Here is a 15473-nt window from a genome sequence, read left to right on the forward strand (position 1 = left end):
ACCGACCGACCCCATCCGGCGGTTCGACCCCGTCCTGTCCCGGATAGGCTCAGCACCATGTCCGACCAGATCGCCGAGGCCGCCGCGCGCGCCCGCGAGGCTGCGGCCGTGCTCGCGCTCGCGACCCGGTCGACCAAGGACGCCGCCCTCGAGGCGATGGCCCAGGAGCTGCTCGACCGGACCGACGAGGTCCTCGCGGCCAACGCCGAGGACGTCGCGGCCGCCGAGGACGCCGGCACCCCGGCCCACCTGATCGACCGCCTGCGCCTGGACAGCGGCCGCGTGGCCGGCATGGCCCAGGGGCTCCGGGAGGTCGCCGGGCTGCCCGACCCGGTCGGCGAGGTGCTCCGGGGCTCGACCCTCGCCAACGGCCTGGAGCTGCGCCAGGTCCGCGTGCCGTTCGGCGTGGTCGGCGTGATCTACGAGGCGCGACCCAACGTCACCGCCGATGCCGCCGGGATCTGCCTGAAGAGCGGCAACGCGGTGCTCCTCCGGGGATCCTCCAGCGCCAGACGCTCCAACGCTGCGGTCGTGGGGCTGCTGCGTCAGGCGCTCGCCTCGGCAGGCCTCCCCGAGGACTGCATCCAGCTCGCCCCGGGCGAGGGACACGACGCCGCCAAGGCCCTCATGCGCGCCCGGGGCCTGGTCGACCTGCTCATCCCGCGCGGCGGTGCGGGTCTGATCCGCTCGGTCGTCGAGGAGTCGACCGTGCCGGTGATCGAGACCGGCGTCGGCAACTGCCACGTGTACGTCGACGCGGCGGCCGACCTCGACATGGCGCTCGACATCGTCCTCAACTCCAAGACCCAGCGCACCTCGGTCTGCAACGCGGCGGAGTCGCTCCTCGTGCACGAGGCGGTCGCCGAGGAGTTCCTGCCCCGGGTGGTCGCCGCGCTCCAGGACGCCGGCGTGACCATCCACGGCGACCAGGCGTTCACCGCCTTCGACGGGGTGGTCGCCGCGACGGACGAGGACTGGGACACCGAGTACCTCGCCCTGGAGATCTCCGCGGCCGTCGTACCCGGCCTGGACGCAGCCGTCGACCACATCAGGCGGCACTCCTCGGGCCACACCGAGGCGATCGTCACCGGCTCCCAGTCCGCCGCCCGGCGGTTCGCCGCGGCCGTCGACTCGGCCGCGGTGATGATCAACGCCTCCACCCGCTTCACCGACGGCGGCGAGTTCGGCTTCGGCGCCGAGATCGGGATCTCCACCCAGAAGCTGCACGCTCGCGGACCCCTCGGGCTCCCCGAGATGACGTCCACCAAGTACGTCGTCACCGGCGAGGGGCACGTGCGTTGAAGGTGAGGGGAACGGGTCCGATGGACCCGGGCGACCTGGACGTCTGGGCCGACCCCGCGAAGGAGCGGTTCGCGACGCCGGCGACGATCATCACGTTCATCCGCACCGCGGCAGCGATCACCGTCATGGGCTTCGCCATGCACGCGGACCGCACCGGAGGGTTCTGGAGCCCGGCGCTCAAGCTGCTGGTGGTGGGCCTGGTGGTCTACTGGGCCGGCGACTCGCTCGACGGCCAGGTCGCCCGCCGGCTCCACCACGAGACACGCATCGGCGCCGTCCTGGACATCATGAGCGACCGGCTGTGCTCGGCGACGTTCTACCTGGGCCTGGCGTGGCTGCACCCGGAGTTCACCGCGCCGGTGCTGATCTACCTCGCCGAGTTCATGGTGATCGACTGCTTCCTGTCGACGGCGTTCCTCGCCTGGCGGATCCGCAGCCCCAATTACTTCTTCGTCGTCGACAAGACGATCTACCGGATGAACTGGACGCACCCGGCGAAGGCGGTGAACTCCGCGCTGTTCGCGGTGTTCCTGCTCGTGACCCACCTGGCCTGGGTCGGGGCGATCGTCGCGAGCGCGCTGCTGGTGTTCAAGATCGTCTCGCTGATCATGGTCGCCCGGATCGGCATGCCGATCCCGCAGGCCACGGGCCAGGAGCGGTCGACCGACGCGCCGACCGCACCGGTGCAGGGCACGACGGCGTGAAGCTGATCCTCGGGACCTTCCTGTTCTCGGTGGCATCCGCACTGCTCCCGATCCTCAATGTCGAGGCCTACCTGGCCGCGGTCGCGATCAAGGCGCACCACCTCTCCGACTGGCAGCTGGCTGCCGTCGGGGCCGCCGGGCAGACCGCGGGCAAGGTGTTCTGGTACTTCGCCGGCACCCAGTCGCTGCGGATCCGCTGGATCCGGCAGAAGATGGAGACCGAGAAGTGGCAGCTGTCCTACGCGCGCTGGCACGAGCGGATCGTCGGGCGCCCGGTGTTCGCCGGCGCGATCTCGTTCACCTCGGCCGTGACCGGCTTCCCACCGTTGGCGGTGATCGCGGTGCTCGCGGGCACCCTGCGGATGAACTTCGCGATCTTCCTCGGGACGGTCTTCCTCGGCCGGACCATCCGGTTCTGGCTGGTGCTGGCCGGTGTCGGGATCCTGTTCGGCCACTGACCGGGTGCCGGGGCGCGGCGTACGGGCCGGTAAGGTACCGGCCATGACGAACCTGCTCGTTCCGCTGGTCTCCGGAGGCGCCGACGTCGCCGAGTCCGGCACGTACTGGGCCCCGTACTACATCGGTGGCGGCATCCTGCTGGTGCTCCTGGTCCTCATGGGCGCCCTGCTTGCCTTCGGCCAGGGACGCGAGCACTCCTGAGCACGACGCCCGAGGTCGACGGCTCGGCCCCGGTCGAGCCGGGGCGAGGCCGTCGGCGCGTGGGCGTGATGGGCGGCACCTTCGACCCGATCCACCACGGCCACCTCGTGGCGGCCAGCGAGGTGCAGGCGTGGTTCGACCTCGACGAGGTGGTGTTCGTCCCCACCGGCCAGCCGTGGCAGAAGTCGGCCCGCGAGGTCACCTCGGCCGAGCACCGGTACCTCATGACCGTGATCGCGACGGCGTCGAACCCCCGGTTCACGGTCTCGCGCGTCGACGTCGACCGGCCCGGCCCGACGTACACGATCGACACGCTGCGTGACCTGGCCGCCGGCATGCCCGACGCGGACCTGTACTTCATCACCGGCGCTGACGCCCTGGCCGAGATCTTCACGTGGCGCGACGCCGCCGAGCTGTTCGCCCTGGCGCACTTCGTCGGGTGCACGCGCCCGGGATACGACATGGACCAGGCGATGCTCGACGGGATCCCGCCCGAGCGGGTCACGATCGTGGAGATCCCCGCGCTGACCATCTCCTCCACCGACTGCCGTGCGCGCACCGGACGCGGTGAGCCGGTCTGGTACCTCGTGCCCGACGGCGTCGTGCAGTACATCGCCAAGCACCGGCTCTACCAAGAATCCCCGACCATGACCGGAAGGCGCCCATGACGGCCACGCCCCGTGCCCTCGAGCTGGTCCGGGCCGCTGCCGCAGCCGCCTCGGACAAGCTCGCCACCGACCTCCTCGCGTTCGACGTCTCCGAGCAGCTGGTGATCACCGACGCGTTCCTGCTCTGCTCGGCGGCCAACGACCGCCAGGTGCGCGCCGTCGTGGACGAGATCGAGGACAAGCTCCGCGAGCTGGGTGCCAAGCCCGTACGCCGGGAGGGCGAGCGCGACGGTCGGTGGGTCCTGATCGACTACGCCGACATCGTCGTGCACGTGCAGCACACCGAGGAGCGCGCGTTCTACGCGCTCGAGCGGCTGTGGCGCGACTGCCCCGAGATCGACCTCCAGCTCGTCGAGCACGGCTCAGCGGCCGCTCCCTCGGCCGAGCCCCGCGACGACCGGTGACCCGACTGGTCCTGGTCCGGCACGGCCAGACCGCCTGGAACCTCGAAGGCCGCGCCCAGGGGCACACCGACGTCGGCCTCGACGAGACCGGCCTGGCCCAGGCGGAAGCGCTGGCGCCGTACGTCGCGGCGATGGCGCCCACGGCACTGTGGAGCAGCGATCTCACCCGCGCGCAGCAGACCGCGACCGTGCTCGCGTCCGCCACCGGCCTGGACGTCCGCTCGGACCGGCGGCTGCGGGAGTTCGACGCGGGCGAGCGCGCCGGCCTGACCACCGCCGAGTTCGCCGACACGTTCCCCGAGGCCTACGCGTCGTGGCGTGAGGGCCACATCACCGGGCACGTCCCCGGTGCGGAGACCGTCGCGGACGTCGTGGCGCGGATGGTGCCGGCGTTGCAGGAGATCTGGGAGTCCACGCCCGCGGGGGAGACCACCGTGGTGGTGGCGCACGGCGCTTGCCTCAAGGTCTCGCTGCTCGCCTTCCTCGGCTGGCCCGACACCCTTCTCGGCACGCTCCGCGGGCTCGACAACTGCGGCTGGTCGGTCCTGGAGGACGATGCGCACGGGCGCGGCATCCGGCTGGCGTCGTACAACGAGACCGCGCACCCCGCCGTGCACGGGCCCGATTTCGCATCCGACGCCCCGGTTGGCTAATATTCGGCGAGTTGCCCGGCGGGAGACCGCAACGGCAGCGGGGCTGTGGCGCAGCTGGTAGCGCACTTGCATGGCATGCAAGGGGTCAGGGGTTCGAATCCCCTCAGCTCCACACGTGGAGGCCGCCTTCGGGCGGCTTTTTCGTTTCCCGAACCGGCTGCGTGTGGGGCGCCGGGCGCAGCTGGTACCGGCGGTGCTCGTTCTGGGCATGGCATGCAAGGGGTCAGGGGTTTTCGCATCCCCTCAGCTCCACACGTGGAGGCCGCCTTCGGGCGGCTTTTTCGTTTTCCTGAACCGGCTGCGTATGGGGCGAGTGCAGAGGTGGTCGCCCTGGCAGCCGTCGGAGCACTCGACCGACCCTGCGCAGCGAACCCGCCGCGGTGGGACGCTCGGCCTGTACGCCGCAGCAGCCGGACGCCTAACGTGGAAGGTGGTCAGCACGTCCCCGACCCTGGCGGTCGGCGAGGCGTTGCAGGCGCCGGGAGGTTCGGGATGGACGATCGACGGTCACACCCGCTGCCGCGCCGAGGTCTCCCGCCGGCGAGTGCCCGCTCGGCCTCCACGACGCACGCCGTCCGGCGCGTCGTGCGCCGGGTCACGCCACGCTCGGCGCAGGGGGTTCTCCTCCGCGTGATCCAGGAGGTCCTCGACCCGCGCTGGTCGCCGGCGAGGGCCGCGCGCTCGATCGTCGCCCACGTGGACGGCGAGGTCGGGCCACTGCGGGGAGCGCGGGCGCTGCTCCTGGCACCGGCGGTCGACCGCGCGACGGTGTCCCGGGCAAGGGCGCTGGTCACCCTCAACCTGGCCATCGCCCAGATCGAGGCGGCTGCGGGCGAGCGCGACCGGTCGAGCTCCGGGACCGACGACGACGAGGACCCGGAGGACGAAGGAACTCCGTGACGCTCACGGTGAGCGACGCGTGTTCCGCCACCTGCTGAACGATCCGGGCACACCCCGCCGGGTCGTTTGATCCAGCTTGTCCGGATTCCCGGTTCCGGATGCGCGGGGCCGGTAGCCCGGACGGGTCATGTGCCCGCAGTCGTTCGTCACCCAGCATGAGTTCGGGGAGGGGAGCCCGCGTGATGCTTCGATGAGTGCCGCACAGGCCCTGGAGGTGCGTCTGGGCCGCACGCCACCGGGCCGCGTGCTCGCCGTGGCGGCCTTCGGGGCGTTCCTGGCGTTCCTCGACGCGACCGTGGTCAACGTCGCGTTCCCCGACATCAGGGAGTCGTTCTCCCACAGCTCGGTCAGCGACCTGTCCTGGGTGCTGAACGCCTACAACATCGTGTTCGCCTCGTTCCTGATCGTCTGCGGCCGGCTGACCGATCTGCTCGGCCGGCGGCGGATGTTCGCGATCGGCACGGTCGTGTTCACGCTGTCGTCGGTGGCCTGCGCCGCCGCCGGGTCGCTGGACCTGCTGGTCGCCTTCCGGGTGGTCCAGGCGATCGGGGCGGCCCTGCTCGTGCCGGCCTCGCTCGCCGTCGTCGTGGAGGCCTTCCCGGAGGACCGGCGCAGCCACGCCGTCGGCCTGTGGGGCGCCTCCGCAGCCCTGGCAGCGGGCCTCGGTCCGCCGATCGGCGGCGCGCTGGTCGAGCTCGGCGGCTGGCGGCTGGCCTTCCTGGTGAACCTGCCCATCGGCATCCTGGCGATCCTCGGCATCCGGCGCACGCTCGTGGAGAGCCGCGCGCCGGGACGACGCCGGCTGCCCGACGTACGGGGCGCGGCCCTGCTCGCCGCATGCCTGACCGCCGTCACGCTGGCGATCGTCCAGGGCAACGACTGGGGCTGGACCAGCGTGCGGGTCGTGGTCGGCTTCGTCGCCGGTGCCGTGCTGCTCGCGGGGTTCCTGATGAGCTCCCGGGTGCACCCGCAGCCTCTGCTCGACCCCGCCCTGCTGGGGATCCGGTCGTTCTCGGTCGGCAACGTGCTCACGGTCGTCGCCGGCATGGGTTTCTACGCCTACCTGCTCACGAACATCCTGTGGCTGCAGTACGTCTGGGGCTACCCGATCTTCAAGGCCGGTCTCGCTCTGGTGCCCGGTGCGCTCGTGGCCGCCGTGGTGGCCGGTGTGCTCGGGGACGTCGCGCAGAAGATCGGCTACCGATACGTCGTGATCCCGGGCGCGCTCGTCTGGGCGTGCGCCTACCTCTGGTACGCCCGCGTCGTCGATCCGAGCCCCGCGTTCCTGACCCAGTGGCTCCCCGGTCAGGTCCTCAGCGGCCTCGGTGTCGGTGCGACCCTGCCGATCCTGGGCAGCGCGGCGCTCGCGGCCGTGCCCGGCGGCCGGTTCGCCACCGCCTCCGCCGTCGTCTCCAGCGCCCGCCAGCTCGGCGGTGCCCTGGGCATCGCGATCCTCGTCGTGGTCATCGGGACGCCGACGCCTGCCAACACGGTCGACGTGCTGCGCCACGGGTGGATCTTCTGCGCCGCGTGCTTCGCGGTGACGGCGGTCGGTGCGATCCTGCTGCGCGACCGCGCCGGCGGGCAGACCTCCGAGGAGGAGCGCCCGCGGCAGATCGACGTGCACGTCCCGACCCAGCGGGCGGGGGAGGAGGCTGTCGCCGAGACCCTCCTGCCCGCGCGTCACGCGGTCGGCGAGACCTTCTTCGACCGGCTCCCTGCGCCCGTCCGTGCCGAGATCGAGGCGCACGGGACGCGCGTGCACCTGGCCGCGGGCGAGGTGCTGTTCCGGCGGGGTGACGAGGCGGACGCGATGTACCTCGTCCAGTCCGGGCGCCTCGAGGTCGTCGTCGACGAGGTCGCGGTGCGCGAGCTCGGACCCGGGGCCGAGCTCGGCGAGCTCGCCCTGCTGACCGGCGGGCGCCGGACCGCGGGAGTGCGGGCGCGGCGCGACTCCGTGCTGCTCTCGCTGTCGCGGACCCAGTTTCTGGGCACGCTCGAGGCGTCCTCGACCGCGGCCCTCGCGGTGGCCACCGCGCTCGCCCAGACGCTGGCGACGGCCCGGCCGCCGGAGCCGACCGGTGGCGGACCGGCGCGCGTGATCGGCGTGGTCGGCGTGCGGTACGGCGACCCGGTGGGTCCCGTCGGCCACGCCCTCGCCGACCGGCTGGCCCGGCACTGCGACGTGCTCGTCTCCCACGGTCTCACCGCGCACGAGCTCGCCGCCGCGGAGCAGGTGCACGAGCGGGTCGTGCTGGTCGCGGACGGCGGCGACGACGACTGGCGGCGCTCCTGCCTGCGCCAGAGCGACCGCGTGGTGGTCGTCGCCGAGGCCGGACGACCCGCGCCGACCACCTGGGACGGGCCCGCGCAGGCCGATCTCGTCCTGGTCGGCGAGCCAGGTGCCGCCGAGCTCGCAGCCTGGGCCGAGGTCCTGCGGCCGTGGCAGATCGTGACGACCCGCGCACCGGCGTACGAGATGGGCGGGCTGGTCGCCGCCCTCGCCGGCCGCTCGCTCGGCCTCGTGCTGGCCGGGGGAGGGGCACGCGCGATGGCCCACATCGGCGTGATCCGCGAGCTCGAGGAGGCGGGCATCGAGGTGCACCGCATCGCCGGGACGAGCCTCGGATCGGTGGTCGCGGCGGTCCACGCCCTGGGCGTCGACGGTGCGACGCTCGAGCAGGTGCACCACGACGCGTTCGTCCGGGGCAACCCGATCGGCGACTACACGTTCCCGACGCGGGCGCTCACGAAGGGACGACGGACCCCGGAGTTCCTGCGCCACTACCTCGGCTCGGACACCCTGATCGAGGCACTTCCCCGGCAGTTCCGGTGCGTCTCGGTCGACCTGTCGGCACGCGACCTCGTCGTGCACCGGAGCGGGCTGCTCTGGGAGGCGACGGCGGCGTCCGCGCGTCTGCCGATCCTCACGCCGCCGCTGCGGGTCCAGGACCGGCTGCTGATCGACGGGTGCGTCCTCGACAACCTCCCGGTCGGCACCCTGCTCGAGCGCGACGAGGGCCCGCTGGTCGCGGTGAACATCGGCTCGGGGGACCGGGCCCCGTCGCGAGGCGGGCCGCGGATGCCGGGCCTCGGCGAGACCCTGTTGCGCCTGATGACGATCGGCGGCCAGGGCACGGCGCAGCGGGCCCGCGAACGCGGCGCCTACGTGATCACACCACCGTCGTTGGGAGTGGGGATGATGGAGTTCCACCAGCTCGACCGGATGGTCGAGGCCGGCCGGATGGCCGCACGCGCACTGCTGGAGGCCACCGGCGGCGACCTCTTCTCCGCACCCGACCTGAGCGAGGAGACGGCGGCGCGGCCCGCGTCGTCACCGGACCTCCAGGACGCCGGCCAGCCATGACCCAGACCGCCGCCCCGCAGACTGCGGGAGTGATCGACGGGGCCCGCTCCGCCATCGCCCAGTCGATCCGTCCGCTGGGCGCGGTGTTCCGCAACCCTGCGCTGCGCCGGATGCAGCTGGCCCTCCTGGGATCGCTGATCGGGGACTGGGCCTACGCCACGGCCGTCGCCGTCTTCGCGTACGGCGTGGGCGGCGCCAAGGCGGTCGGCTTCTACTTCACCGTGCGGCTGGCCCTGATGGCCGTTGCCTCGCCGTTCTTCGCGACACTCGCCGACCGGATGCCCCGGCGCCTGGTGATGATCGGCTGCGACCTGCTGCGGTTCGTCCTGGTGTCGGCTGCCGCCGCGTGCCTGTACGTCGGCACGCCCGCCTGGCCGGTCTTCGTGCTCGCGGGCATCGCCTCGGTGTCGGCCGCCGCGTTCCGCCCGGCCCAGAACGCATGGATGCCGTCGCTCGCGGACTCGACCGAGGAGCTCACTGCGGCGAACGGCGCGTCGAGCACCCTGGAGAGCCTGTCGTTCTTCATCGGTCCCGCCATCGGCGCCTTCCTGCTGACCCTCACCGACGTGCCCACCGTCTTCATGCTGAACGCCGCCACGTTCCTCTGGTCGGCCCTGCTGGTCACGGGCATCCACGCGCGGCCCGGCTCGGTCGCCGAGGAGGCGAGCCGCACCGAGGACGACGCCGAGGAGCAGAAGCCCCCGGCCGGCGTGTTGCGCGAGACCGCGGCCGGCTTCCGGGCGGTGACCTCCGACCGCGACATCCTCATGGTCGGGAGCCTGCTGTGCGCGCAGACGGTGGTCGCCGGAGCCTCCGCGGTGTTCGGGGTCGTGCTCGCGGTGGAGATCCTCCAGACGGGACCCAAGGGCGTCGGCTACATCGACTCCGCCTTCGGTGTCGGCGCGATCATCGGCGGGTTCGTGGCGATCGCCCGCGCGGCCCGTCGCAGGCTCGCGCTCGACCTCTCGGTGGGAGTGATCCTCTGGTCGATCCCGCTGCTCGCGCTCTGGGCCTGGCCGCATCCCGCGACGGTGTTCGCCGCGATCGTGCTCATGGGGTTCGGCAACCCCCTGGTCGACGTCAACTTCGCGACGATCCTCCAGCGGATCACGCCCGACGCGGTGCTGGGCCGCGTCTTCGGCACGGTCGAGGGCGCCTGCATCGCGACGATGGCCCTCGGGTCGCTGGTGATGCCGCTGCTGATCAAGGTCTTCGGGCTGGGTCGCGGTCTCGGCGTGCTCGGTGCGGTGATCGCCGTCCTCGTGCTGCCCTGGCTGCCGCGTGCCTTGCGGCTGGACCGCGACCTCGCCGTCCCGGCCGGGGTGCCGCTGCTCAACGCGGTCCCGATGTTCGAGCCGCTGACCCCGGCCACGATCGAGAACCTGGCCCGCAAGCTGGTCCGGTTCGAGGTGCCGGCCGGGTCGGTGATCGTCCGCGAGGGACAGGAGTCGGACCGGTTCTTCGTGGTCGAGTCCGGCGGTGTGTCGGTCAGTCACGGCGACGTGCTCATCCGGCACGAGGGCCCGGGGGACTTCTTCGGCGAGATCGGCCTGCTGCGTGACGTGCCGCGGACGGCGACGGTGACGGCGGACACCGACACGGTCCTGCAGGTGCTGGAGCGCGAGGACTTCCTCGACGCCGTGACCGGGCAGTCGGAGGCTCGCATGGCGGCCGACGCGATCGTGTCCCGGCGGATCGCGCTCTGAACGTGCCAGAAGTCGCCGGTGTCTAGTCACATCGGCCAGGAACGGGCGGCATAGCGCCCGAAACCGCACGAGATCGGACAGTCCCTTCTGGTCATTGTTGCGGGTCCGTGGTGCGAGCAGACTCGCCAGGAGGGATGGGGCCCCTTGCGTCGCCGGCGGGCCTCCGAGGAGGAGCGCCATGTCGCACCACGTCATCGCAGCCGTACGCCGTCGTCGCACCGCCCTGGGCTGGGCGGCCCTGCTGCTCGCCGTACCGGCCGTCGTCCTGGGCAACCTGTCGCTCGCCTCGGCGAGCGCGCCGGTGACCGCGACGATCACGGTGGCGAAGGTGTACTCGCCCAGCATCCCCGGCCCCAGCGACCCGGGCGGTGCTCAGCTCGTGGTCAAGAGCGTGGCCTTCACCGTCGACTTCACCACCGACGCCCCGCTGTCGAACGGCGGCTCGACCCTCGTCACGCTCACGGTGACCAGCGGGCCCGACAAGGGACTGGTCCTGGGCTCGGCCAGCCTCCCCGGCGGTCAGCAGTCCGGCAGCGTCGTGGCGGCTGCCGGGATCCCGCACGCCGCGAACAACGTGGGGTTGAAGCTCACCGCGAAGTCGCCGGGCACCGCACCCGGCACCGCCACGGTCGACGTGCTCAAGACCTTCGTGTCGGCGCCCGGATCCTCGACCCTCACCGGCATCGGCGGCGGTGGTGGCGCGGGCGTGCCCTGCGACCCGAGCCCGACCGACCAGACCTGCGGCGACCTCCGGCTGCCGAGCTCGTCGAGCGCGACCAGCGGCCTGCTGCTCACCCAGGGCCTCTGCGCCGGGGCCACCGGGTGCAACCTCACGGCGGGCTCCGTGCTCCAGTGGCTCGCGAACCTCGACCCGAGCGTGGGCCCGACCAACCCGGTCGTGTTCGTGGCCAAGTGCGACAAGTCGCTGTGCCCCGGCAAGGGCATCAAGACCTACACGGTGAGTGTCGAGAAGAGCGGCACCCACGACGTCTTCCCGTCGCCACCGTGCGCCGCCAAGGGCGTCGTCGACGACGTGGACCTCGGGTTCTGCACCGACTACGTGCAGAGCACCCGCGACGGTGCCGGAGACGTGCTGCTCTACGTGCTCTTCGCGAAGGACGCCAAGATCATCTGGTAGCCAGGTCGCCTTCCGCGTCGAGCAACGGCAGCGCCACCACGCCGAGCTGGCGCAGGGCGGTGGCGCCTCGGTCGTGCCACTGGGCGGCGTCCTCGACCCCGGCGCGCGCCAGGCCCAGACAGCTCAGCGCGTAGGCGTGGGTGCGGTCCGCGGACCGTCCGGCCTCCACGCCGCGCCCGAACTCCTCGATCGCATCCTCGACGTGACCGAGTCGGAGCAGCGCGAGGCCGCGGAGGGCCCGGAGGTCCGCCTCGAGGTGCTCCACCGACCCGGCGGCGAGCAGCTCGTCGGCGCAGTCCACGGCCGCCGCGACCTGACCGCCCAGCAGCATCGCCTCGGCGATCGCCAGGCCCGTGTGCGCGGCCTCGTCGGGAGCGTCGATCTTCTCGAACAGCGCACGAGCCTCGTCGAGCAGGACCAGCCCGGCCTCCGGGTCCGAGGCCCGTGACCGTGCCCTTCCCTGCTGCCGGAGCACCAGTGCGACCAGCTCGTCGTCGGACACCGAGCGGGCGGTCGCGAGCGCGTCGTCGAGCAACGGGCCGGCCTCGTCGTACCGGCCCTGGTCGACCAGCACCTCGGCGTGGTTGCAGAGCGCGACCCCCTCGTTGTCGGTGTCGCCGAGCCGGCGGTAGAGGTCGGCGGCGCTGCGGAACATCGTCGCTGCCTCCACCCACCGGTTGTCCTCGAGCGCCTCGACCGCGAGGTTGTTCGTGCACTGCGCCTGACCGGCGAGGTCGTCGATCTCGACGTACGCCTGCAGCGCCAGCGTGCCCAGCGTGCGGTAGCTGTCGCGTCCCGATGCCAGGTAGATCCCGTGCAGGGTCGTGTACGCCGGCGCGAGGGTGGCCGGGTCGCCCGACCGCTTCGCCTCCTCGACCGCCGCCGTGCCCCAGGCGATCGCATCCTCCACGCGGCCCTGGTTGATCTTGCTGATCGCGTAGCGCCGCTGCAGCGCCGACCGCGCGCGGTGGCTCCCGGCGCCCCGGCGCCCGTCGAACGTCCGGAGCTCGCGGCGGAGCCGTCGCATCGCCTGAGGGAACTTGCGGAGCCGCTGGTCGACCGTCGCCAGCTTCGTGACGATCCGCGCCGACTCGAACACGTCGTCGCGGAGGTACCGGTGGGCCTGCCGGTAGGCGTCGGCCGCGGCGTCCGTGTGCCCGATCACGAACCAGCAGTCGCCGAGCGCCTCGAGGACCTGGCCGACCTCGCGGTGGACGACCGCGTCGCGGGGCAGCCGCCGGGACGCCTCGACGGCGCGGGAGAACAGCTCGGTGGCCTCGGTGTTGGCGTACATCCGGCGGGCCTGGTCGCCCGCCGTGCGGGCGTAGCGGAACGCGCGGTCGTAGCGGCCGGCGTGCAGGAAGTGGAAGGACAGCAGCTCCGGGCGGGTGGCGGCGTGGGTGCGCTCCATCGCCAGTCCGACCTGGTCGTGCATCCGCCGTCGGGCCTGGTAGGCCAGGCCCTGGTAGGCGACCTCACGGATCAGGCCGTGCCGGAACCGCAGCTCGCTGCCTCGCTCGGCGGGCACCAGGAAGTCCGCCAGCCCGTCGCGCAGCTGCTCGTCGAGCGAGGTGGCCAGATCGGGCAGCAGCGCGGCGAGCTCGCCGGCCGCGAACTGGCTGCCGAGGACGGCCGCGTGCCGCAGCACGCTGCGCTGCATGGGGGAGAGCTGGTCGATCTGGGCGGCCACCACCTCCTCGATCGACTCGGGGAGTGCCTCGAGGGCGCCGGTCGGGCCGGTCTGGCTGACCAGCGACTCCAGGAAGAGCGGGTTGCCACCGGCCTTCTGCGCCAGCGCTGCGAGGGTCGGGCGGGGGAGCGTCTGGCCACCGGCCGCGGACAGCGCCAGCCGCATCGCGTCGTCGGCGCCGAGCGGGCTGACCCGCAGCTCGAGGGAGTCCAGGTCGTCGCGCGGGATCCAGCCCAGCGGCTGGTCACGCCGGCTCACCACGAGCAGCCAGGGCTGACGGCCGGCCTCCGCGGCGAGCCCGCTCAGCAGGTCGGCCGAGGCCGGGTCCATGTGCTGGGCGTCGTCGACGGTGACCAGCGTGGGCCCGGTCAGCAGCGCGCGGAGGAGGCCGAGCACCGTCGACTCGAGGCGGGCCTTGCGGAACTCGTCGTCGAGCTCGGCGGTCGCGGTCGTCTCGGGCACGTCGACGTCGAGGACGTCGCCGAGGAGCGGGGCCCACTCCGTGAGCTGGGGTGCGACCTCCTCCACGAGCGCAGTGAGCACGAGGGCGGCCGCCTCGGGGGAGCTGTCGTCGGTGAGGCCGAGCAGGTCGCGGAGCAGCATGCTGAACGCGGCGTACGGCGTGGCTGACTGGTACTCGTCGCAGACGATCCGCTGGACCCGGGTGTCGTCGGCGGACCCGGCGAGCTCCTGCATCAGCCGGGACTTGCCGATCCCGGGCTCGCCGAGCAGCTGGACGACGCCACCGCGGCCGCTGCTGCGGGCGTCCTCCAGGGCCCGGCGGAGCAGGGCCATCTCCTCCTCACGGCCGACCAGGACGTTCTCCTGACCTGTCCGGCGCTCGCGGCCGCCGAGGACGGCTCCCACCGAGACGGCGGCCACCGGGCGGGCCTTGCCCTTGAGCGTGAACGGGCCGACGTCGGTGGTCTCGAACCGCGTCTCGGAGTGCTCGTACGCCGGGCGGGTGGCCAGCAGCTCGCCGGGCGATGCCTTGCCCATGATCCGCGCAGCGAGGTTGATCGCGTCGCCCTTGACCGAGTAGGTCCGCCGGAAGGGCGGGCCGAAGTCACCGGAGAAGACATGGCCGGTGTTCACGCCGATCCGCAGCGGCAGCCGGCCGGCGTGGTCGAGGATCTGGCGCGCGGTCCGGAGCAGCCGGTCGGCATCGTGCCCGGCCGTCCGTGGCGCACCCGCGGTCAGCATGATCTTGCCGCCGTCGGCGTTGATGTCGGTCTCGAAGAAGGTCACGCCGTGCGCCGCAGCGGCCTGCGAGACGTTCCTCATGCAGTCGTCCAGCGCGGTGGCCGTCGCCTCAGGCCCCTCCTCGGCGAGCAGCGCGTCGGTGCCGGCGAACTGCACGAAGCCCACCGCGATGGTGCGGTGCTCCGGCGTCCCGGGGCCGGCGAGGAGGTGCTCCCGGATCGCCACCGACAGCACCTGGGACACGTCGACGCCCGGATCGACCTCCGGGCGGTCGCGGGCCGGCTCCTCCGCGACGGCAGGCGCACGCCGGAGCAGCCACCCCTGCGGGTCCACGCGATCGCCCAAGGCCGCATCGCCGATCTGCGCGGCAGTCGTCGCGCTCACCACCACCTGTCCGGCCTGGGCGACCCCCTCGAGCCGGGCGGTCTCGCTCGCCGCCGGCCCGGTCACGAGCAGCTCCCGGTGCAGGTGGGGATCACCGACCAGGAAGAAGTCGAACTCGCCGCTGTGGATGCCGACCGACATCCGCAGCCGGATGTTGCCGGCCGACGTCCGCAGCTGCCCGACCTCGCGCAGGCGTGCCCGCATCCCGTACGCCGCGGCGCAGGCACGTGCGGCATGGCCCTCGCCCGAGAACAGCAGCAGCACCGCGTCGCCGCCCCACTTGACCAGGTCGGCGTCGAACCGGTCGGCCACGCCGAGCAGGTGCGAGAACGTCGCGTCGAGCGCGTCGCTCATCTCCTCGGCGCCGACGTGCCCCTTCCGGGCCAGTCGCTCCGTCAGCGCGGTGAAGCCGGAGATGTCGACGAACGCCAGGCTGCCCGCGATCCGACGATGGTGGGCCTCCGGGTCGGTGCCGAGCCACTCCACGACCAGCCGGGGGACGTAGGGCGCGAGCGCGCGCGACGCGTTCATGTGCTGCGCACGGCCATGGTCCCTCCCGCCGCCCGGACAGCGCGCGCTGCCCGACCTCCGCGGCCCACTGTACGGCGGCGACGCCGCGCACGCCGGGCAGAATCCGTTCTGGTCTGCACCTGCCGCAGACTCTCCCGACCGGCCCGGGACGAGCTGCGGCGGG

12 protein-coding genes and 1 tRNA gene are annotated in these 15473 nt (G+C 72.8%); 12 read left to right on the forward strand and 1 reads right to left on the reverse strand.

The window, feature by feature from the left end; translation table 11 throughout:
* Nucleotides 1–57: 57 nt before the first annotated feature.
* From EFL26_RS12675 to EFL26_RS12725, 12 genes are all read left to right on the forward strand, one after another.
* Nucleotides 58–1302, forward strand: a complete 1245-nt coding sequence (locus EFL26_RS12675; RefSeq protein ID WP_123223225.1) for a glutamate-5-semialdehyde dehydrogenase — start codon at nt 58–60, stop codon at nt 1300–1302.
* Nucleotides 1303–1322: 20 nt separating this feature from the next.
* Nucleotides 1323–2006: a CDP-alcohol phosphatidyltransferase family protein gene (locus EFL26_RS12680; RefSeq protein ID WP_123223226.1), complete on the forward strand. Its 684-nt coding sequence runs from the start codon at nt 1323–1325 to the stop codon at nt 2004–2006.
* On the forward strand, nt 2003–2464 hold the full coding sequence (locus tag EFL26_RS12685) for a VTT domain-containing protein (protein ID WP_123223227.1): 462 nt from the start codon (nt 2003–2005) through the stop codon (nt 2462–2464). The genes EFL26_RS12680 and EFL26_RS12685 overlap by 4 nt, the downstream gene beginning before the upstream one ends.
* Before the next feature lie 43 nt (nt 2465–2507).
* The gene (locus EFL26_RS24730; protein WP_183408216.1) at nt 2508–2666 is read left to right on the forward strand and encodes a hypothetical protein; all 159 of its coding nucleotides are present in this window, start codon (nt 2508–2510) and stop codon (nt 2664–2666) included.
* The gene (gene nadD, locus EFL26_RS12690; protein ID WP_281273758.1) at nt 2663–3334 is read left to right on the forward strand and encodes a nicotinate-nucleotide adenylyltransferase; all 672 of its coding nucleotides are present in this window, start codon (nt 2663–2665) and stop codon (nt 3332–3334) included. Before EFL26_RS24730 ends, nadD begins: the two co-directional genes overlap by 4 nt.
* A complete protein-coding gene (rsfS, locus tag EFL26_RS12695) occupies nt 3331–3738 on the forward strand; it encodes a ribosome silencing factor (protein WP_123223229.1) in 408 nt (135 codons plus the stop codon). The genes nadD and rsfS overlap by 4 nt, the downstream gene beginning before the upstream one ends.
* Nucleotides 3735–4391, forward strand: a complete 657-nt coding sequence (locus tag EFL26_RS12700) for a histidine phosphatase family protein (RefSeq protein ID WP_183408169.1) — start codon at nt 3735–3737, stop codon at nt 4389–4391. Before rsfS ends, EFL26_RS12700 begins: the two co-directional genes overlap by 4 nt.
* 39 nt (nt 4392–4430) lie before the next feature.
* Nucleotides 4431–4503 (forward strand) — tRNA-Ala (locus EFL26_RS12705).
* 380 nt (nt 4504–4883) lie between these two features.
* Nucleotides 4884–5291 (forward strand): hypothetical protein, encoded by a 408-nt coding sequence (locus EFL26_RS12710; protein WP_123223231.1) that lies wholly within the window; start codon nt 4884–4886, stop codon nt 5289–5291.
* Between the two features lie 190 nt (nt 5292–5481).
* Nucleotides 5482–8658 carry an MFS transporter gene (locus tag EFL26_RS12715; RefSeq protein ID WP_183408170.1) on the forward strand — a complete coding sequence of 1059 codons (3177 nt, stop codon included), beginning with the start codon at nt 5482–5484 and terminating at the stop codon, nt 8656–8658.
* Nucleotides 8655–10364, forward strand: a complete 1710-nt coding sequence (locus EFL26_RS12720; RefSeq protein WP_123223232.1) for an MFS transporter — start codon at nt 8655–8657, stop codon at nt 10362–10364. The genes EFL26_RS12715 and EFL26_RS12720 overlap by 4 nt, the downstream gene beginning before the upstream one ends.
* Nucleotides 10365–10542: 178 nt before the next feature.
* Nucleotides 10543–11502, forward strand: coding sequence for a hypothetical protein (locus EFL26_RS12725; RefSeq protein ID WP_123223233.1), 960 nt, complete (start codon nt 10543–10545; stop codon nt 11500–11502).
* On the opposite strand, the gene EFL26_RS12730 is transcribed toward EFL26_RS12725, so the two are convergent.
* Nucleotides 11492–15310: an AAA family ATPase gene (locus tag EFL26_RS12730; RefSeq protein ID WP_183408171.1), complete on the reverse strand. Its 3819-nt coding sequence runs from the start codon at nt 15308–15310 to the stop codon at nt 11492–11494. The two genes, EFL26_RS12725 and EFL26_RS12730, sit on opposite strands and share 11 nt — an antisense overlap.
* Between the last annotated feature and the right edge of the window lie 163 nt (nt 15311–15473).

Source organism: Nocardioides pocheonensis, from assembly GCF_003725535.1.
GTDB classification, from domain to species: Bacteria; Actinomycetota; Actinomycetes; order Propionibacteriales; family Nocardioidaceae; genus Marmoricola; species Marmoricola pocheonensis.